The sequence below is a fragment of the Methanosarcina sp. 2.H.T.1A.6 genome (assembly GCF_000979455.1).
Lineage (GTDB): Archaea > Halobacteriota > Methanosarcinia > Methanosarcinales > Methanosarcinaceae > Methanosarcina.
On record NZ_JJOY01000053.1, the window covers coordinates 1,222 to 22,538 of the forward strand.

General features: G+C 37.6%; 17 protein-coding genes and 1 pseudogene. 13 read left to right on the plus strand and 5 right to left on the minus strand.

Annotated elements, in window-relative coordinates; all coding sequences use genetic code 11:
- Together EO98_RS17130 and EO98_RS17135 are read right to left on the minus strand one after the other, a co-directional pair.
- Positions 1–1,649 (minus strand): TIGR04279 domain-containing protein (locus tag EO98_RS17130; RefSeq protein WP_235284803.1); only part of this gene is annotated, 1,649 nt, incomplete at its 3' end.
- Positions 1,650–1,746: 97 nt separating this feature from the next.
- Positions 1,747–2,625 (minus strand): hypothetical protein, encoded by an 879-nt coding sequence (locus EO98_RS17135; RefSeq protein ID WP_235283478.1) that lies wholly within the window; start codon positions 2,623–2,625, stop codon positions 1,747–1,749.
- Between the two features lie 679 nt (positions 2,626–3,304).
- Between EO98_RS17135 and EO98_RS19345 the strand changes: the two genes are divergently transcribed.
- Together EO98_RS19345 and EO98_RS17145 are read left to right on the plus strand one after the other, a co-directional pair.
- Complete coding sequence (locus EO98_RS19345) at positions 3,305–3,502, plus strand: hypothetical protein (RefSeq protein WP_235284804.1); 198 nt, start codon at positions 3,305–3,307, stop codon at positions 3,500–3,502.
- An 810-nt stretch (positions 3,503–4,312) separates the two neighbouring features.
- Positions 4,313–4,561: a hypothetical protein gene (locus tag EO98_RS17145; protein ID WP_048138110.1), complete on the plus strand. Its 249-nt coding sequence runs from the start codon at positions 4,313–4,315 to the stop codon at positions 4,559–4,561.
- Positions 4,562–4,816: 255 nt separating this feature from the next.
- On the opposite strand, the gene EO98_RS17155 is transcribed toward EO98_RS17145, so the two are convergent.
- From EO98_RS17155 to EO98_RS19470, 3 genes are all read right to left on the minus strand, one after another.
- A complete protein-coding gene (locus tag EO98_RS17155) occupies positions 4,817–6,025 on the minus strand; it encodes a CPBP family intramembrane glutamic endopeptidase (protein ID WP_235283480.1) in 1,209 nt (402 codons plus the stop codon).
- A gap of 528 nt (positions 6,026–6,553) precedes the next feature.
- Complete coding sequence (locus EO98_RS17160) at positions 6,554–7,441, minus strand: DUF1616 domain-containing protein (protein WP_048138120.1); 888 nt, start codon at positions 7,439–7,441, stop codon at positions 6,554–6,556.
- A 32-nt stretch (positions 7,442–7,473) separates the two neighbouring features.
- Positions 7,474–7,596, minus strand: a complete 123-nt coding sequence (locus tag EO98_RS19470; protein WP_255350293.1) for a hypothetical protein — start codon at positions 7,594–7,596, stop codon at positions 7,474–7,476.
- A 652-nt stretch (positions 7,597–8,248) separates the two neighbouring features.
- Between EO98_RS19470 and EO98_RS17165 the strand changes: the two genes are divergently transcribed.
- From EO98_RS17165 to EO98_RS19655, 11 genes and pseudogenes are all read left to right on the plus strand, one after another.
- A complete protein-coding gene (locus EO98_RS17165) occupies positions 8,249–9,220 on the plus strand; it encodes a glycosyltransferase family 2 protein (RefSeq protein WP_048138122.1) in 972 nt (323 codons plus the stop codon).
- 246 nt (positions 9,221–9,466) lie between these two features.
- Positions 9,467–10,438, plus strand: coding sequence for a glycosyltransferase family 2 protein (locus EO98_RS17170; RefSeq protein ID WP_048138124.1), 972 nt, complete (start codon positions 9,467–9,469; stop codon positions 10,436–10,438).
- A gap of 261 nt (positions 10,439–10,699) precedes the next feature.
- Positions 10,700–11,866, plus strand: coding sequence for a glycosyltransferase (locus tag EO98_RS17175; protein WP_082098666.1), 1,167 nt, complete (start codon positions 10,700–10,702; stop codon positions 11,864–11,866).
- A 10-nt stretch (positions 11,867–11,876) separates the two neighbouring features.
- Positions 11,877–12,527 carry a DapH/DapD/GlmU-related protein gene (locus EO98_RS17180; protein WP_048138131.1) on the plus strand — a complete coding sequence of 217 codons (651 nt, stop codon included), beginning with the start codon at positions 11,877–11,879 and terminating at the stop codon, positions 12,525–12,527.
- A 13-nt stretch (positions 12,528–12,540) separates the two neighbouring features.
- Positions 12,541–13,488, plus strand: a complete 948-nt coding sequence (locus tag EO98_RS17185) for a glycosyltransferase family 2 protein (protein WP_162197895.1) — start codon at positions 12,541–12,543, stop codon at positions 13,486–13,488.
- A gap of 15 nt (positions 13,489–13,503) precedes the next feature.
- Positions 13,504–14,256, plus strand: coding sequence for an FkbM family methyltransferase (locus EO98_RS17190; protein ID WP_052734444.1), 753 nt, complete (start codon positions 13,504–13,506; stop codon positions 14,254–14,256).
- Entirely contained in the window at positions 14,253–15,467 is a 1,215-nt protein-coding gene (locus EO98_RS17195; RefSeq protein WP_052734445.1) for a glycosyltransferase, read from the plus strand. Before EO98_RS17190 ends, EO98_RS17195 begins: the two co-directional genes overlap by 4 nt.
- A gap of 12 nt (positions 15,468–15,479) precedes the next feature.
- On the plus strand, positions 15,480–16,637 hold the full coding sequence (locus tag EO98_RS17200) for a glycosyltransferase family 4 protein (RefSeq protein ID WP_048138135.1): 1,158 nt from the start codon (positions 15,480–15,482) through the stop codon (positions 16,635–16,637).
- A 1,157-nt stretch (positions 16,638–17,794) separates the two neighbouring features.
- Positions 17,795–18,571, plus strand: a complete 777-nt coding sequence (locus tag EO98_RS18655; RefSeq protein ID WP_156161179.1) for a hypothetical protein — start codon at positions 17,795–17,797, stop codon at positions 18,569–18,571.
- Positions 18,572–19,359: 788 nt separating this feature from the next.
- Positions 19,360–19,556: pseudogene (locus EO98_RS18050) on the plus strand (IS5/IS1182 family transposase); the annotation flags it as partial.
- Positions 19,557–20,028: 472 nt separating this feature from the next.
- Complete coding sequence (locus EO98_RS19655) at positions 20,029–21,045, plus strand: acyltransferase (RefSeq protein WP_162197879.1); 1,017 nt, start codon at positions 20,029–20,031, stop codon at positions 21,043–21,045.
- Positions 21,046–21,317: the final 272 nt, after the last annotated feature.

Below are 21,317 nucleotides of genomic sequence, written 5' to 3' on the forward strand. Positions count from 1 at the left end.
AGGACATTCTTGCTGGCTGTAATTGCAAATGGGGAAAAGCCCGGAGTTTCAGCTTCGAAATAGAGATACTCATCATCTTCGTCTACTTTATCCGTTTTAAGGGAGTCCCATTGATCTCCGTTGAAATGCTGAAGGGTTATTGCGTCCATATTTATGTGGTTTTCAGTGATCCATTTCTTGCTCACCCTGAAGCCCACAATGGCGTTTTCAATGTTATTCGAATTTGCAAAACCCCCATCTCCAACTCGGATATTAAGGTGTTTGTAGACTTCTCCTTCAGGCTCGACAGGAGCATTTGAAGATCTTCCTTTCAGTTCCTCAATAATAGTCTCTATACTGCCTGCAGTCTTTTTGGCGTTAAACTCCACATAACCTACAGAGGTGGCTCCCTTTGTGAACTCAAACTTTACCCTGTGGCCATTTGAGACAAACTGCTGGCACTGCTCTTTTGTTTTGACATTTTTCTCCGGTTCATGTTTTTCTTCATTTTCTTCTTTTTTATTGCTGTTTGAATTTCCTTTTGATTTAATTTCAACTTCGAGCTGGGAAAGCCCTACCAGTCCCTTTTCGGGGTTATATGCACCCACAAGGAGGTAATAGCAGCCTACAGGCAGATCGAATGCAGTAAGCGACAGTGTTTTCTGACCTGCTTCCCCTATTGCTATGGCTCCATTTCCTTCCCCTATAAGGGTCTGGATTTCTTTCTGAAGCTCGTTCCTGGTCAGTTTAGACCTGTAGTTAGAAGAGGTAATGTCAAATTCATCAATAAGGTCCAGATCGTTTATTATTACTGAAGTTCCGTCCCTGGTGCCATCGGAGTTGATTTCTATGTTTGCTTTGTATGCCTGTTCCTTTATGAGGATTGCTCCGTAGGTGCAGGCGTTTTCGTTGGCAGCTCCTGTTATGCTTATGTCCAGTTCATCCCCTTTTTTTATACTTGAAGGGGATGAGACGCACAGTTCAGATTCCACAACCACAAAAGCTGTTGAAGAAAGGACTGTCATGCTTCCGTCATCATTTTGCTGAACCATAACTATGCAGTACTGGCCTTCACCAGGGCATTCAAGGTCATAGTCTGATAAATCGCCGCAATCTCCGAGTTGAGTAGAATACTTTTTATATTCTTCATCAACGCTGTCCTGGAAAAGGGTGTTTAAATTTTCTATATCTCCTGCCTGGAAGGCATCAAGAAGCCCGTATGCACAGTCCGAGGTTAGTTTGAACAGGTAAATATCTACATTTTCTCCTTCAAGACCGGTCTCTCCGTGGAAATACATGCTCACATCTTCATTAGGGAGGTAAACGGGGAGGGTGGTATAAGAATTAGTTGAAGGGTATGTTATCGTATAACTTTCCTCTTCGTCTTTATTTAAGGTCCCGGCAGCTCCGCCATATTCTACATATTTAGGGCCGCTATAAGTGAGTTTTATCGGCTGAGGAAGTTGGATTCTTCTACCTTCATTTGGGCATCCCATTGTGATCCAGTTCCCTTCGGCCGGGTCGCTTGTATGGCTCTGGAAGTAAACCACTTTATCGGTAAAATTTATGCTGCCTATCTGGTTTACATCTGTTTTTCCACCCCCCGCCATTGCTGGTGCAGAGGTTAATATGAATATCGTCAGTATAAGTATCAATAGACTTTTTCTCAATTTACATGCCTCCATATTCCCATAGAATCTGTTTGATTCATCAGTTTCAGGATAGCAAATTGTTTGCATGCTATGGGCTGAAATTCCTATTTTTGCTTCATTTTCTTTTTGAATACATGATAAGGATCAGAACGGCTGCTCCCATTCCTCCCAGCATATAAGCTGTATCTACAGACAGTCCTGTATTTTTTTCAGTTTTTGGCTCCTGAGTTTCGATCTCTAAAACAGGTGTTTCATTTCCGTTTTCAGGGGGCTGGGCTGGATTTAAGCTGTCTTCAGTATCTTCTGTTTCCCCGGTTTCTTCTACGGTTTCAGGTTCTGTTTTCTCTGAAGGAGCTGGGGGTACAGTTGGGATCTTCCCTTGCTGAACGGTTACTTTTTTCTTGATGCCCCCAACACTTATTTCAAAGTCCCCCGGAGGAACGGCTTTTGTATTATAAGAGTAACTGAAATCACCATCTGAATCAGCTTTTATCTGCTGGACAGCTGTGATTTTCAGGGTAACAGTCGAGGCTCCTCCTCTGGTATCCCCATCCATCTTTATTTGGTAGGTTCCCGGAGGGACACTTGACTGCGTCACAGTTGCAGTGTTTCCGGAAGCTTCTGAACTTTTAGTCACCCAGATTAGCATTTTTACCCTGACATTAAGGTTTTTGGCTTCGCTGGCCTGGACTGTGAAGCGGTTTTTGAACCCTTCAGGGATTTTCACGCCTTCCAATATGTACTCGTACTCCCCTTCGGATACCGGAACGGCCTTCTCAAATGTTACCTGTACTTCGATTTCCTCTTCCGGAGATGCACTTCCTTTAATTCGAAGAGTATCTCCAAGAACGGGGTTTTCGGGGGATAAATCCCAGCTGCTAACTGCTGCACCTGCAGGTGAGATTATCAGTAAAGCCAGAATAAAAATCGAAAGGGAGATGATCATAAAGGCAGATGTTTTTCGCCTTTTAGGGGGATGAATGAATTTTTGCACGGGAATTACTCCTTTTCAAACAAGGACATACTACTTATTTTTATTGTGTCAGTATTTAAATTTTTTTGACAATTAAGTCATATTAAACATTTCTAATAATACTTATTAATGATCATTCTATAGATTTTTACCGTGAATGTTATATAAATTTCTATTGATAGTGAGTTCCATTCTCTGTGTCTTAATTATAATATTTTCTATTCTGTATGTTTTTTAATAGTATATCCTGAGTTCTACAGACTCCATAATTTTTTCAATTAATGTGACTGCATACTTTCTATTTTCACTCCCTCTCATTTTTTTGGAAAACGTTTTAATAATGTTATTTGATGTTTATATTCTTTTCTCGCATTTATTCTGTGAGCTTCTAACCATTCTTATCTCATAAACTTCTATGTGATACTATATGTCATTCTTTGGATGCTGATTCTTCGATGTATCCTTCTCTATCTGTGAGGTTTTTGTCTATGAGTCTGTAATAGTAATCTACTATATATTATATTTCAATCGTTTAATATCTCAGGAAACTTTTTTATAGTATGCACTCTTCCTATATGACTAATTTCACAAAATCTTAAGTATATCTTATCTATTATTTATGGGAGGTATCTTTATACTATTGAGCATAATTTCATCGAGTGCAATTTCATCGAGTGCAATTTCATCGAGTGCAATTTCCATGGTTACAAGTCCCGGGCTCCCTCAGTATGGTGCAGCGGTAGTTGTCGGGCTGATTGCCCTTCTTTCTTTAAAGGAGGTCCTTTCGGCATCCGAGCACTGGAACAGGGCCCTTAACAGTTCTTTTAACCTGGCAATCCTGCCTTTGCTCTTTTGTTTTGGTTTAATTGTTGCTTTCAAGATTGGAGAGGTAATCTAAATTCCGGGCTTCCGGAATCCTCTCTTCCTTCTTGTCATCACTGACCATTTTTGTGCATTTCTGCACTACACTTTTCTTTTTTAGTGATTTTTTTCTCTGTGTTTTAGTTACGATTTCCTTTTTCAGGTTTCTTTCTCCAGTTTTTCTCTGGTTGTTCCCATTTTGTTCTGTTTCTCAGTCCTTTTTGGTAAAAGTAAGGCGGATAGAAGCCTGGAGTATTTTAAGCATTCAGGGTCAAGAGCCAGGAATCAGGGGTACCTGAAGGACTGAGACGCGAAATATTCAAAGGCTAAAAAAGCAGAGAAAAGTAAACAATATTGAGTACAGTTAAATATGAAAGTCAGGGCAAGACTGAGGCTGGAGGGGCGCTGAATAAAATATCGACTGCCTTAAGGGACTTTTTAACAACTGTCTGCAGGGAATATGTGCCGGATTTTTTGCACAGCTTTGTTATCTATTTTTTACATCAGTAATTCAATTTATTTTGATTGTTGAAGCCCGGTTTTTGTGAAATTCTAGTTTCTTATATTCCTTACTTTCTCTCTCATGATAGTTATTTGTGTGGTATAAGTCCAAACGCCTTCTAACTTTAATCATTTATCACCAATTATTAATTTTAAAAACGTATTCAATTGACTTGATGGGTTTCCGGGGGATCTACTTACTCTTATTATTTAGAATTATTAATAAGTATTTTATAGTATGTTGCAGCATTATGCCAATGATATATTATTATTCTAATAGTTTATTCTTATACCAGTGATTCTTCAGTATCCGGGTATATTCTTTAATGTTTACAGGGGTGTCCATATGTTGCTAAGCATAATTTCATCTAGCGCTATCTCTTCAAGTGCAATTTCCATGGTTACGAGCCCGGGACTTCCTCAGTATGGGTCCGCAGTGGTTGTCGGGCTTATTGCTCTCCTTTCTCTAAAAGAAGTCCTTTCCGCATCTAATTCCTGGAATAAATATATTAACAATTCTTTTAATCTGGCAATTATTCCCTTACTTTTTAGTTTTATGGGGATCGTCGTTTTCAAGGTTGCCGAGATTATTTAATTTCTGTTTTTGAAAAAATTCCCTTTCCCTTTCATTCTTTTATTTAATTTTTTCATGCCCTGACTGGTTTTACTTAACCTTATTTCCTCAGGGAGGGCTTTTTCTTCAGGTTTTGCTGAAGGCTCTGTTTTTTCCGTGTTTCTTTGGACAGTTTCCTTCAGGTTTTCCAGAGGCATAATTAAAAAAGGGAGTTCCGGATACCGATAACTTCGGGAAAGTTTTTCTAAAAAGAGTTTTTTTAATTTCTTTTGGAGTTCAGAAACCCGGCCAAAGGCTTAGCTGGTGAGGTAGGATCCCGAAAAGGAATACATTGACAAAACCGTGGAGCACAGCAATAAAGGGCAGGCTTTTTGTTTTATAGAAGGCGAGGCCCATAATGAATCCTACAAAGCCAGTGTAGAGGATTTCCTGAATAGTGCCGTATCCGGAGTGCATGAGCCCGAACATGAGGCTTGAAATTATAAGGGCTGCCCACACACCGAAGGCGTTCTCGAGCCTGGTCTGTAGTATTGATCTGAAGATCACTTCCTCGACAAGGCCCACGAAAAAAACCATTACAACGGTGAGCTTAAGCAGGTTTATAAAAGTGAGGTCCGGGATCAGGTAACCTGTCCTGATGGTCAAATACTCTCCAAGCCCGAGTATAAGACCCAGCGGGACTGAGAGAAGCATGTAGGGTATTATGTGCTTCAGGGTAATCCCTATCTGTTCAAGGGAATCCCGCTGGTGCAGTACAATGACTGCCACAGGAATTGCCAGGGGGCCGTAGATGAAAACGAAGGTATAAAGGGTGGTATCATAAAAGATAGGCATTGACAGGTTTATCAGCCTGAGCACCGGGAGCAACATCAGAGCCTGGTGGATTTTGTGGACTTCAGGGTCTTTTATGAAGATATTGGAAAGGGAAAGGGCAATTGTGGTGCCTATATGTATCCAGACAGCTGCTCCCATCCTGCCTGAAAAGATCAGGAGTTCGGCAAGGGTTATGCTCAGGACAGGGACTGCGGTAAAGAACCTGAGTTTTTTGGCTTCGAGTTTTTCCTGATCAGTTTCTTCAGATCCTTCGGATCTGGCCGTTTTCCAGATTTTTAACGAATGGAGCTCTCCCAGGGTTTTTGTTATAAGTCCGGTATCTCCCGAAGTCATGCGCAAATATGCTAAAAGGATCAGAACTGCTGCCCCTATTCCCCCTACCGTGTAGACAATGTTTAACTGTCCGATTTTCTGGACTGGTTCGGGATCTTCATACGAGTTTAAAATAACTCCGGAATCTCCTGTTTCTTCCAGGGCTTCGGCACTTATGTGCTCTGAAACGGGCCCCATCTCTGGAGAAGGTGATAAATTCAGGTTGCTACTTGATGCGGCTTCTGGAGAAATTGCCAGTAAAGCCAGAATCAGAACTGAAACGACAATTAGAATATTCAGTTCTTTTTGACTTTTATGAGATTTAATTAATTTTTGCACTGAAATTACTCCTCTTTCAAATCGGGGCGGGTTCAGATCTATTCGGTGTATCTCTTATTAAAGGTTTTTTACTGGTTTTTTATTATAAATTATCAGAGATACCATGCAGCTCTCATATTATACACGTTTTTATTGTAAATGTTATATAAAGTTTTGTAGACAGTGAGTCCCCTTAAATGGCGAGCTTTAACTTTTGTGAATGTACAGGATATTGAAAAAGGGGGCAGTTTCATATATATTCACTGACCTCCGGTCCGAGTTAAATACTGAAATCCAAAAGCAAAAAAGTTCACAAATCCACAGGAACAGTGCAAATGTATTTCACTCATATGGCCCGCTTCCCTTCCTCTCCGACTGATCGGATATGGGGAGCTCAGTCAGGATGATTGAGTTTCTTCCACAAAGCCCTGTAATGAAGGCAGATAAAGCTTTAAATCTGACCTTCAAAGTTCAAGTGATGACCTGAAGGATTCCGGAGACCTTTGCTTCCGAAGTCACGTTTTTGCAGTCTCCGGGATTTTTACACCCTCAGCTATCTGTTGAGTTTACATTTATCCAGAGGTGGAGGTCCCTGTAGGGCGTGTTTTTGTCGGTCTCGTTGAAGAGCAGGAACTCAAGCTTCATATCCTTTCCTTCGACCGGAGGGGTGAGCGTTAGAGGCTCTTCCCAGGTCTCGTTATAGGCAAGCGCGACCTGCTGCATATCTTCGGGCAGAGGCAGGGATTTGTTTTCAAGCCTTACTTCCATTGTATAATTTACTGGTCTGTATTCGTGGTTTACGACCCCAACAATTACTGTCCCGCTCTCTCCGAGTGTGTAGTTTGTCGGGTAATTGTCAGCCATCCCTTCAGGTCCGAGGAGATAGAACTCTGTGAAGTGTTCCCCTTCTTTCGGGGTTATTACTACATAGAACAGAGTTGTAACAGAAAGGAGGATGGACAGGACCAGAATAACTGTGAGGGCTCTGTCGAGTCCCGGTTCAGGTTTTTCCAGGATTTCGGCTTTAAGCGCGAGTGCCATTTCCCTGAAGGGCACCTTGAAAGCATCGGCTTCGGGAAGTCCTGCCCGCCTCAGGTATGCAAGCCCGCACATTGCAAACGTGAACAGTGACAGGCTTATCAAGATTGGTAGAATCCTTATCCCCCAGGGGGTGTAGTTAAGGCCGAGGCCGATCAGGGGCACGACTGCAATGCTCAGCCCGAAGGATAGGGCTGTCCTTTCGATCCCGTCAAGGTCGGATTTTGCAGGAAAGAGTGCCGCAATCAGGGCATACCCGGGTAGGAAAAGTACAAGGGGCAGGCCAAGTATATTGCGGAGCACAGTTTCACTTAATCCGGGCATAAGTACAAAGAGATCGGTAAGGATCACAAGCCCAATAACGGTCAAGAGGTCTGATGGAACTTTTTTTCCGGTCATTAAGGTCATCCGGCGTATAATTTAAAAAATTATTATATTTCTCCAGTTTCTTTCAAGAGAGTAACTATCTTTTTCTCATACATTTTATTCTTTCGCTCTTTTTTGTTTTCCTCAGTCATTTCCTCAATCATTTCCTCAATCATTTCCCCAATCATTTTCCCAGTCTTTTTACTTAATCATTTTTACTTTGACCCGACAGTTCTATTATTTTATTTCTACGTATCTATTTTGATTACACTTACTTATTTTATTGGTACACTTTTCCCGTCAAGCCGAGCCAACAGATTCAATTTGATTTTTTCATATCCACCGATTTCATCTTTTTTCCCTTTCTTCTGCAGATGCGGCAAGTGGGGTATGTAGTTGAGTTGAGCTCTAAAGTTTCAGACCCTTTGAAATTAATTCCCCTGTGTCCGGGGGAGCATGCGACACCAGAGCGCAGAATCTCGTGTTCTTATGATATTGTTTTTTTCGGGACCTTTTTTTATTTTTGATTACTTATACTTTTTGCCCTCAGATTTCTGATGCTTTTTGCAGGCGCGTATCTCAATCATATAATGTTATATTTATCCTCTCAAGGGCTCGACTGATACTATTATAACTCATCTACAATTCTATTACAGTTTGGCTGTCAATATATTTATATATTCGTGCCCCAAATTTCAGTCTATAAAAAAATTTAAGTATATCAGGGATTCAAACAATCCTTTAAAAATTCAAACAATCGTGCTATCACTGGCATTAAGTGGCTTTTAGCCGCTATAATTGTTTCTACTTCATAATACAAATTTCAAAGGGGTCATACAAATGAGTAACGAACTGCTTATGGGCAATAGTACCCAGTACCTAACCCATAAAGAGAACCAACGTTTCAGGGGGGTATCCTCTCAAAATATAACCGCTATCCTTCCAGTTTACAATGAAGAAGTCTCAATCGGAAGCCTGGTCCTTCTCACCAAACTTTATGTCGATAATGTAATCGTTGTCGATGACGGCAGCACTGACCGGACAGCTGAAGTCGCCAGGAAAGCCGGAGCTGAAGTCGTAGCTCACAAAACGAACAAAGGAAAAGCTGAAGCCCTCAAAACCGGCTTTAAAACTGCAGCCGACCTCGGCGCAGATATTATAGTTACAATGGACTCGAACGGCCAGCACAACCCTGCTGAAATCCCGAAGCTCGTTGCCCCTATCATTAAAGGAAATGCCGAAATGGTAAACGGCAGTCGCTACCTGAGCTATCCGGATAAAAATGGCCCCATCTACCGCCGCGTCGGCCAAACCATGCAGGGTACCGCTGTAAAAATGAACTTTGACCTCAAGATTACCGACTCCCAGAGCGGGTTCCGCGCCTTTGCAGCCTCTACAAAAAACATCTTCCGGTTCAGCGGCAAAAAGATCGCCATAGAAAACGAAATGCTTGCAGATGCGGGCAGGTCAGGCGTCCGTATAACTGAAGTCGAGATCGGAGCCTTCAAGCCCTCCGAAGCTTTAACCCTAAACCCGGTAAAGTACCTCCGCGGAGTCCTGAAAACCGTGGGTGAGGATATAGAAGCCAACAGGCCCCTGTACTTCTACTCGGTGCCAGGATTTGCCCTTGCAACATGTGGCTTCTATATGGGTTTCAAGTTCCTTGAAGCCGTTTTCCTGGGCAGTGCAAGCCTTAACTTCGGGCACACCTTCCTTATGGTCTTCCTGTCCCTTATAGGTGCATACATGACCCTCAGGGGAATTGTGGCGCATTCAATGGCAGGTGCGACCGGGCAGATCGAGTCCGCTTAATTATTCGCTTCAGCAGGTAATTATCCGCTTAAGTAGATAATAATTCTTTAAAATAGATATTAATTAAATTCACTAGCTATTCAGGCACACGAATCGGAGCATTCACGCAAATTTATTTGTTGTTTTTTATATTTCCGGTGCCTGGATAGTTATCATACGCTTTAGATATTCATCACCTCCTTTATATATTGTCAGTTCTCTTTAATTCAATTCAAACTTTAAATCTATTATTTTGGGGTTATTCGAATGAATAATGAACTGCTTCCGGGCAAGAGTGCCCAGCTAATATCAAAAAATGAGGAAAGTCCAGATACGAGAGGTACAACCCCTCAAAATATAACCGTGGTCCTCCCCGCCTTCAACGAGGAAGTTTCCATCGGCAGCATAGTCCTTCTCACCCGGCACTACGCAGATACTGTAATCGTAGTCGACGACGGCAGCTCAGACCGTACCGCCGAAATTGCCAGGAAAGCAGGAGCCCACGTGGTTGTGCATGAAGTTAATAAGGGCAAAGGAGCAGCCCTCAAAACCGGCTTTACAGCCGCAGCCGCCCTCGGAGCCGACATTATAGTTACCATGGACTCGGACGGCCAGCACAACCCCTCCGAAATCCCCCTGCTGGTAGCCCCCATCATCGACGGCTACGCCGAGATGGTCAACGGCAGCCGCTACCTGAACCACCACGACAAAAACACCCCAATTTACCGCCGGATCGGCCAGACGGTCCTTGACACCGCCACAAACATGAACTCCGGCCTCAAGATCACAGATTCCCAGAGTGGTTTCCGCGCCTTTGCAGGCTCAACAAAAGATGTTTTCCGCTTCAATGCAAAAGGCATGGCAATAGAAAGTGAGATGCTTGCCGATGCAGGCAGATCCGGCCTCCGCATAAAAGAAGTAGAAATCGGAGTCCGCTACGATGTTGACGGTTCAACCATAAGCCCGATAAAGCACGGTTTAAGCGTCCTTGTCATGGTCTTAAAGGACATTGAGTTCAACAGGCCCCTTTACTACCTGACAGCCCCTGGCCTTGCTCTTGGAGTAGGAGGGTTGTATATGGGTGCAAATTTCTTGCAAGCCTTTGTTGCGGGAAAGGGCCTTAATTTTGGCCCGACAATGCTCATGATCCTGTTTATTATTGTAGGGACTTTTATGGCACTGACAGGGATTTTGCTGCATTCGATGTCTGCAGTTATGAGGGAAGCAAAGGCGGCTTAAATTTTCACAAAAATGGTTCTGATTAAGTGTATGCACTAAAACTTCAGGCAGCAGGCGAGTTCAGGGCATTATATGTTTTTTATATGGTTTCCGGAAGGGGCTCTGCGCCGAATCATGGCTTATAACTTCGCATGATTTTCTGTTCTTGCAGGGACGCTTGTAAGACGGTTGGATTAATACTTTATTCGATCTGGAAAAGTCAAAAATACGGATAAGCTTTAAATAAGTGTTTAAGTATTTTAAAACAGAAAGGGTTATTCGATGAAACTATTAGCGTTTGTCTCCACTATAGACCTGAAATACAAATTGGGGTGCACACCTTCATGGTGGCAGTTACTGAAAGCTCTCCACGAAACCGGAAATGAAGTTATAGTGGTCCCTTACCTTGGAGGGGCAGTGGAAAGCCTCTGGTGGAGGACTTATGAGAACTCTTGCAAGTTTGAAAGCATCCTGTACAACAACTTCCTGAAATCTCAGAGAAAAGTCGCTGATCCCTCAAAAACAAACGGTTTTCTTTCTCCCATCACGAAAAACCTGATAAACCTCGATATCAAGCCCAAGATCAAAAAACAACTACAGGACATCATAAATACCGAAAAAGATCTTGACTTCATCCTTTTCATGAATATCCCCCTCAACCATATCACAGGAATCCCCACGGAAATTAAACAGGAATTCGGAATTCCATGTCTTTATTATGATGGGGATATGCCCACGATCCTTCCTAAATATGCAGTTTCACGCGGCTTTAAGTTTGACTATTATATAGATTCCGACCTTTCCGAATACGACGCATTCTTCGTCAATTCAAAAGGCGTAATCGAAGACCTTAAAGAAGCCGGTGCAAAAAACGTAACCCCCCTCTACTATGCAGCAGATGCAGACCTTTTCGCCCCTGTAAATGTCGAGCAGACTATCGATGTCTCATTCTACGGCCATGGAGACGAACTAAGGGAAGAATGGATGACCAACATGATTGCAAATCCCAGCAAAAGATTGCCTGATGCCAATTTCTCCGTAGGAGGCGGTAATTTCGGGGTAGACATGGGTAATGCAAATCTCATCGGTCCTGTCTCATACAGCGCATTCCGCGAGTTCTGCTGCAAAAGCAAGATCAACTTGAACATTACCAGATGGTCTCACACAAACGTGTACGCCTCTGCCACAGCCCGACCTTTTGAACTTGCAGCTTACGGAGCATGCATAGTTTCCCAGCCGTACAAAGGGATAGAAGAATGGTTTGAGATTGGGAAGGAAATTATTGTTGTAAACAGTGAAGATGAAGCTGTAGAAACCTATGAATGGCTATTGTCCTCTGATGAAGAACGGCTGAAAATCGGTGAAAGAGCTAGGCAGAGGATTTTGAAAGAACATACGTACAGGCACAGGGCTAAAACGATTATTGATATGTGCAAGTTATGCAAATGATGTGGTTTACATGACTGAGAGGCAAAACGAAAGAGACGACAATCAAATGTTAAAAAATATTAGCTTTGCTAAGAAAATCTTGCTCGGTCTCTCAATGTACATCCCTTCATCTGCATTTAAAAAAACAGTCTTGAAATTGCTGGGTGCACATATTGGCAAAAATGTGTATTTTGGTCCTGGATCTCTCGTTTTGTCCAACGATTACAATAATGTGTACCTCGGAGACAATGTTTTTGTGGCTCCCGGTGCTTTAATCAATGTGAATAAAGTTACAATCGGAGAGAGTTCACATCTCGGTTATCAATGTTTATTGGTTGGAGAGTCCCTTAAGATAGGTTCTCGATGTAACATCAGCAACAGGACATTTATAGAATGTTCATTTTCTCCAATAATTATTGAAGATGAGGTGACAATTGGTGCAAGTGCCATGGTTTCTTCCCATGATGGTTCCTACAAGCAGACACATGGTTTAGAAATGAAAGCTGCTCCTATCTCTATAAGAAGAAAATCGTTTATTGGAAATAATGCAATTGTTCTTTCTGGTATTGAAATTGGTGAAAAAGCGATTGTCGGTGCTGGGGCCGTTGTGACGAAGAATGTTGAAAGTATGGTGGTTGTGTGTGGTGTGCCTGCGAAGGTCATTAAGATAGCAGATTTGTGAGATGATTCTGTACATGGTTGGCGATTCTCCAGTTGATATAAGTTCTAGTTATTATGCTATTGATGGTGATACGCTTGGTAATAATGTCGAAATTATTGGGAAGAAGCCAAGAGTTTCATTTGTGATTCCAGCATTCAACAGCGAACGAACTTTAGATGAGTGTTTGAGTAGTATTGCTAATCAAGATTATCCGGATATCGAAATTATTGTTGTTGATAACGGTTCTACTGATCATACCGTAGAAATCGCAAAAAAATATACCCAAAACATATATTTTGACAATGGCAAATTAGGGAGTGTTCGGCAAACTGGCATAGAACATGCTACTGGTGAAATAGTGGGTAGTTTCGATAGTGATAACTATTTCCCTTATAACAATTGGTTACTTAACTCCATTAAATATTTTAATTACAGTAGCGATATTGGAACTGTTTGGCCAAAGAATATAGCTCCTCCAAACAGACCTTTATTTATGAAAATGTACCTGAATTTTAGCAACCTTCTCCTTGAAGATCGCATTAAAAGAAAGCGAGGGATAGTTGGTGGAGGGTGTGCATTATTTCTCAAAAAGGCCATTGATGATGTTGGAGGCATTGATAGAGACGTGCATTGGGGAGAAGATTTCAATTTAGCTAACAAATTGAAAGATAAAGGTTACAAATTAGTTTATGTAAAAGATCCAATTTATCACGACACTGACATGGGTTTGTCAATGAAGAAATTTGTGAAAAAACAGATTCTTGGTGCAAATGCCTTCACAAAAGATAACTTTCAATCTACGAGTCTTTCTATAAAAGAAATATTTCATGAACAAGTTATTATTGGTACTATTGGAATGGTCAGGGGTATCATAATAGAAAAAGATATTTCATGGTTGCTTTTTCCATTTTTATTGTTCATACGATTAATTATATATGGCCTAACCTTCTCCAAAAAATTATTAAGAGTTTGGTCTATTTAAAGGAGGTAAGTGTAAATGAGATTATTTTCTTGGGTTTCGTTGCAGTCCCCTATTCAACATAAAATTGGACTTGGATTAAAAAAAATTATTCCGAAGAATTTAGCCCTTCCAATAATTGAAGGGCCCTGTAAAGGGAAAAAATGGATCGTAAATTCAAGTAATTTGGCATATTTTTTAGGTTGCTTCGAGCTAGATACTATGAATTTACTCAAAAAAAATTTAAACCCTTCAGACACTTTTTACGACATTGGTGCAAACGTTGGGATCTATTCACTTCTCGGATCTCAATTAGTAGGAAATGAAGGAGCTGTTGTGGCTTTCGAACCAGTCCCACAAAATGTTGAATACCTTAAAAAACATCTACTACTAAATAATTCCAAAAATGTATCGATTATTAACTTTGCTGTTTCTGATCAAACAGGTCAGTCTAGTTTTTTCGAACATCCAGATAATACAATGGGTTCTTTATCTGAAAACGGGCAGATCAAAGTGAATACAATTACGCTTGACGAAGTGATCTTGAGAGGTTTAGCTCCAGTGCCAAATTGCATCAAAATTGATGTGGAAGGAGCAGAATATCTGGTATTAAAAGGTGCCTCTTCATTAATATCCACTTATCATCCTTCTCTTATAATCTCATTACATTCTGATAATGCACGCGATACCTGTAAAATTTTTCTCGAAATAAATGGATATCAATTTTATCCAATAGACGACAAAAACATTACAGAAACAAATGAATTATTTGCTTCTTTTGGTGGCAATTGACAGTATTTTTTAAAGGTGCTAACGTGAAAATTCTTCAAGTTATAGCTTCATTTCCACCTGCTTTTGCATATGGTGGTCCTGCTGGAGTTGTATATGAAATTTCTAAAGAATTAGTTAAAAGAGGTCATGAGGTTACAGTTTATACGACAGATGTGCTGGATCAAAACTCGCGTTATAAGTTCGAGAATAATCCAATGTGGCTTGATGGAATCGAAGTTTACCATTTTAAAAATATTAGTTATTCTTTAGTTGCCAATTTCCACATGACCTGCGCTTTTGGGATCGCATTAGAATTAAGAAATAATATAAAAAAATTTGATGTTATTCATTGTCACGAGTATCGAGCAATTGAAGCAATTTTTACTAATTATTATGCAAAAAAATATAATATTCCTTTCATTTTACAACCAAGGGGAACAATGCCGACATTGAAGAAAAGTAGGCAAAAAAAGATATTTGATACGTTTTTTGGACATAATATAATTAAAAATTCCAATAAAATAATCGCTTCATCAAAAACTGAATCAGACCAATACTCGTCTGTCTGTCCTGAAATTAATGAAGGAAAAATTATCCATATACCTAATGGAATTAACTTAGACATTTACCAAAATTTGCCTAAAAAGGGATCCTTCAGAAACAAGTACTCAATTAGTGAAAATGATAAAGTAATTCTATTCTTAAGTCGCCTTCATGAAAGAAAAGGTGCAGATATCCTTATAGAATCTTTTAGCGACTTACAAAAAGAAATCGAAAATGTAAAACTTGTTATTGCTGGACCTGACGATGGTTTTTTGAATGAGTTAAAGTCAATTGTTAGAACGTTAGAAATTGAAAAAGATGTTATATTTACTGGCCCTCTTTATGAAACGAATAAGTTAGAGGCTTATGTTGATGCAGATGTTTTTGTACTTCCATCAAAGGATCGTTATGAATCTTTTGGAAATGTAGTTTTAGAAGCATTTGCTTGTAGAACTCCGGTAATCGTTACTAGTGTATGTGGTGTTACAGAATGGATTGAAAACGTAGGGTACACCGTTGATTGTGATATATCCCAAATTAAAGATGCAATGTTTCAAATTTTGACTGATGAAATGTTGAATAAAAAACTTCGAACAAACGGCAATAGTCTAGTGACTAATAAATTTAGTTGGGACAGTATCACAACTAAAATCGAAGAAACTTATTTTTTATCAAAAGATAATTTGTAATGTGGTGACCCCATGAATAAGTTCTCATTTAATAACGAAGGAAATTTTAATATTGGGATAATTACATCTCCAATAAGCCAATCAGGGTGTATTCCTACATCCCAATTATTAGATATTATACGGGGAATTTCTAAAAATGTCTGTTTAATTACGGGAAATTATGGATACGAATACTTCTTGAAAGATCACCGTATAAAGACATATGGGATATATTACAGAAACAGAAAAAATACTTTTTTTAGAGTTTGTAAATACATCCAAGCTCAATTGCAAATCTCAAGCCTATTGATCAAAGCCTCAAAAAACGTAGAAATATGGATCTTTTTTATTGGGGGAGATTCACTTGTGTTTCCAATGGCTGTAGCGAAACTATTGGGAAAAAAGGTAATATTATCTTTTGCGAGTTCCTCTGCTCAGACACACGCCGCTTCAAAAGATGATCTTTCGATAATACTTAAATTCTTATCTAATTTTAACTGTAGATTGACAGATTGTATAGTACTCTATTCAGAAAGCTTAATTAACGAATGGGATTTGAAAAAGTACCAGAATAAAATCATTATTGCACCTCGGCATTTTTTAGATTTTAATAATTATAAAATGAATGAAGAAATTCAAAGAAATAATAATTTAGTTGGATACATCGGCCGTTTAAGCCGAGAAAAAGGAGTTATGAACTTTGTTGAATCAATCCCTATAATACTAAAGGAAAATCCAAATTTAGAATTTATATTGATTGGTGATGGGGCTCTAAAGAAGGAAATAGAGCTTTATATTGAAAAAAATAATTTACAACATAAAGTTAAAGTTAAAGGATGGGTTCAGCACGAAAAAATTCCGGACTGCTTGAATAAACTAAAATTACTAATATTGCCCTCTTATACAGAAGGACTCCCTAACATAATGATAGAAGCAATGGCTTGCAACACAATAGTACTTGCAACTCCAGTGGGATCTATACCAAGCATAATTAAAGACAAGGAAACCGGATTTATTATGGAAACTAATACTCCAAAATGTATTTCAGATAACGTTATTCGTGTTTTTAATGATCCCAATTTGGAAAATATTTTGAATAATGCGAATTCATATGTAAAAGAGAATTTTAGCTATACCTCGGCATTGAAAAAATACGAACATATAATCTATGGTCCTTTTATCATCGGTTAACGAGTTTTATGCACAACTTCGATTACCGCATGTAGTGATTTTCTGACTTGAATATTAGATCTTTAGTATAAAAATAATAATTTTAGACGTTTTGTACCTTAACCGAATCCAATGAATCTATAGTCAAAAACACTTTAAAAATAGGAATCTATATGAATCGTTCCATCTACTCAAAGATAACCTGTATTTTATCCTTTATGGCAATTTTTTTAAACTTAATTATAGTCCTTAGAACACCTCCTGTCTCTGGTTATGAACTTTCAATTTATTCTGCTTTTCCTATTATATTTTGGATCTCCATGATATTTAGCCTTACTCTAAGTATAACTAATATTATTTTCTCTGCAAGCTACGATTCAAAAAATTGGATCTTCAGTTTGTTATCTATTCTTTGTAACTATAGCCTTCTCATTTTTCTCCCATGTATAAGAGGCTATCTATTTTTTGCCACTCCGGGGTACGATATTTTTGCACATCTTTCTTGGATAATATCAATTTTAGATTCAGGAAATATAACTGGAAACGCATTTTATCCAATAACACATATACTAACTGCGAGTCTCTGTTTATTCGGCTATCCTTTGAATTTAATAACTATCAATATCATTAACTACTTTTTTATTTTTATATATATGCTGTTTATTCTTATATTGGGAAAAGAGATTTCAAAAACAAGAACTTCAGGATTATTTTGCTTAGGATTCGCGTCTCCTTTAATGTTTTCATTTTTACATCATGCATTTATACCTTTTTTATTTGCATTATTTATGATCCCATTATATCTTTTTTGTATACATAAAAGAAATACAACAAGACGAAAAGTTGAATTTAGTATATTATTGGTAATATTATCTTTTCTTAGTATCTATTTCCATCCATTAACCTCTGTTATTCTTCTAATTATTTTAATAACATTCCAGTTATTCTATTTTTTTAATCATAGAACAGAGAAAGCTTCTACTACAGAAATAAGAGTTGAAACTTTAATCCTACTTATCAATGTAGTTTTTTTTACATGGTATTTAAATTTTCATCGCTTCTTGGATAGTCTAAATAAACTAATTATAAATGTATTTAATCCAGATCAAACTACAATAATAAACTCTCAAATTAGTACGATCAATTCTGTCAATGCAGGTTTATTAGTTCTAATTGAAATGTTTATTAAAACCTACGGCTCAATTTTCCTTTATCTCTTTACAGCAACTTGCTGCTCAATCTTTATCCTTAAAAAAATATATATAAAGAAAGTATACGGTGTCAATGTTCTCTATAGCTTGTTATTTCTCATAGCTACACTGTTTGGTATTGTTCTAATTTTTGGAGTTTCTATAATATCTGAACCTATCAGAGCATTTTCTTTTGCAATAGTCTTATCTACAATTTTATGTGGAATCGTTTTTAGTGATATTTTTGAAAATAATGAATCAAAGAAAATTAAAGAAATAATATTAATTATAATGGTTGTAATAATTTGTTCAACGAGTATTATAGGAATATTTAATCTCTATGAGAGTCCTTTAAGAGGATTACCTGGATCACATATGACTTTAATGAATTCAAATGGACTCGATTGGTTTCTGGAAAACGATAATAATTCAATCCCTCTTACAATAAATACAAAGTCCATTTATAAATATGAGCTTTATTACTTACAATTTAATAATGAGCGGTTCGAAAAAACTTTATTGACAACAAAAAAAATACCTACCCATTTTGGATATGAAACAAATAAAACCCTATCCAATAGCTTGGATTTAAATGAAACTTATATAATAACTTCAGAAAATATTGAACAGTTTCCTCTTGCAGTATTAAAAAGTGAAAGATACAAATATCCTGAATATCTTAATTCAGATTTTGATCTGCTAAACAATGACAAGAGTGTAAGTAAATATTATATGAATGGAGAGTTCGAAATATGGAAAATCTGATAATATTTCGATTATATTATGAGCCTATCCCAAAACTAATATTATGTTGAAATTATATATCCTGCTTTCGGCAGGTGAACGCAAAAATTCAGTTTATTTTTTACTGATATCGATTTCCACACAACTTTTAAAATTATGTCAATGTGGGTAATTTATAAATGTTAACAATGTCCTGACACAATGCCAATATCTAGTGATGAACTTAAAATTAAAAATCACTAGATTTTGAAAATGGTCATAATCCTTTGAACATGACCTATTGATGCCTGAAGATCTCGAATATTGATTTTAATTGAAGACTAAATTCCTCTTGGAAATTCAAGATTTCAATCACAAAATGCAAAATCACTAGATTTTGGAACTGAGTCCAATATCCTCGCAAATTTATAGTTGTTGTCATTGAGGTAAAATAACAAATGACGTTCGAAACTTGGCCCGAATGATATTGGTTTTAAGATTTATCACTAAAAAATTACAATCAAAAATTTAAAGATGTAAAAAGGTACTTGCTGCCGAATGTAGGATATATTTAGGAGCTGATCCCAAAACCCATTTTTATTCCTAATCATAAGGATTTTTCAGGATTGCTTTCATGATCAGAAACTCGATTGGTCCCTCAAAATACGAGATTTGAATAAGCAAATTTTGAGTTTTGGGATCGGCTCTAGTATTATGTCATTTCAGGAAATCGATGATGTTCTGTGAAAATCCATAGAACCTTATCTTCCTTCACAAAAACCACATACAGGACTGCCTCATGCAGACTTAAGGAAGTTCATGAATGATTGGGAGAACTTAAGCCTATTAGATCTCTCATGGAGGACGTATTAAATTAGCCAAAAAAGAGTGCAATATGGAGAATTTACACCGATATACGATGCGTTCTGTAAAAAAGTATTGTTCTTTAGCCGTATTTTTGACAGAGGCAATTACTGTGTTCTTTATTAGTGATAAGAAGGGATTACAACAATTGGCTGAGAGTTAAGAAAAAAAAGCACCATAAAAAGAAAAGTTCAGTAGAAAGGTTCTTTAGCTAAATATAGTCATGAAAAAAAGTATTTTCAAGATCTGAAATCAAAGAAATATCATGCTTGGGAGTTGTAATGTTAGCAGCAATAATGAGGTTAAATCCAGTTTTGGGATGAGCTCCTTAAATACAACCTAGATTCCCGTTGATTCATAACGAGTCTGGTAATACTTGGTTTTATATCCCTTGAAATTTCAAAAGGTTCTCGTTTATCGGAGCGTTAATTGTATCCTCGTTATGTACTATATTACACATAACGGTGAGGGAACTTGCGTGGCGACAAACTCGATGTCATTGAATGCTTCGAACAGCCAGGAAAATCGTTTTGAGTGGGCGAGGGAAAAATAAAAACAGCTGTACACCATGATCTGGGGGTGAACCCGCCTACCTCGTTATGAGTGGGCGGGAATCCAGGATACAAGAGGAAATTATGGACAAAAAGAGGGCAATTGAAATTGATATACTGAAATCGATTGCAATTATATTTATAATAGTATGTCATCTAGATAACTATATTATTAATTCACGTATTATTTCTCTCTTTGATTCTTACCTTGCTTTATTTGGATTAAGTATATTTTTTTTTGTTTCGGGATTTTTGCTGCAATATTCAGATTTCAAAATAAATTCAAAAAAAGACATTTATTTATTTTATGCAAAGAAGGTTTTACGTTTATTTCCTATGTATTGGATATCAATTCTATCGATTTCACTAATTTTTATAGTACTTCACGTTGATCCGGGATTTACATCACCCTATGATATTAATTTAGCTAATTTCTTAGTGCATATGCTAGGTTTACAGGTTTTTTTCCCAGTTTACCATATACAGTCTATGTGGTTCGTCGGAGTAATATTCCTTTATTACATATTGTACCCAATTGCAGCGTACTTCTCAAGGAATACGTATGAAAATATAATAATGTATTTTATATTAATATTGCCATTTGTATTTTTGAAATTGAAATTTGGTTTGGTAGATATTAATTTTTTTATTTATTATTTTGTATTTACTACTGGAGTATTTTTCTGGAATAATTTATATAAAAATGAAACTAATAATTATATATTTTCATTCTCATTAATATTATTTGTATCGACTCTTCTCATTATTACAAATAGATTGAAGATAAGTCAAACAGATAATTTACTTGCACCATTATTTCTCCAAAGTATTCTTTCTTTATCATTTAGTATCCTTATCTATTTGCTTGCAAGCTACTTTGTAACTTTTGTTAAAATGGAAACTACATCTATATTCTTCCCGATTAGTTATGGAAGTTATGCAATATATCTATTTCAACATCAATATTTGTCAATTGTGAACTCGATTCTGGGTATCTTTTCTATTAATCGAACACTTCATGACTTATGCATTGTTCTTTCATTGCCAATATTATTTTTCCTTAGTTATTATTTTTCAAAAATGGTTTTTAACTATAAATAACTTTATATGTATTTTCTATAAGTGTGGGAACAGGGTATTTAACCTACATTCGGCAGTCCGCACACCCCCACAAATTAATATTTTTGATCATTGTTTTTTGTAGATTCAATTGAAAATCAGTACCATGCGGATTATACGTCTAATCAGATTTGTCATTTTCCCCATTTATTATAGAGCCTATCCCGAAACTAATATTATGTTGAAATTATATATTTAATATTATGTCCTTTCAGGAAATCGATGATGATCTGTGGAAATCCATAGAACCTTAT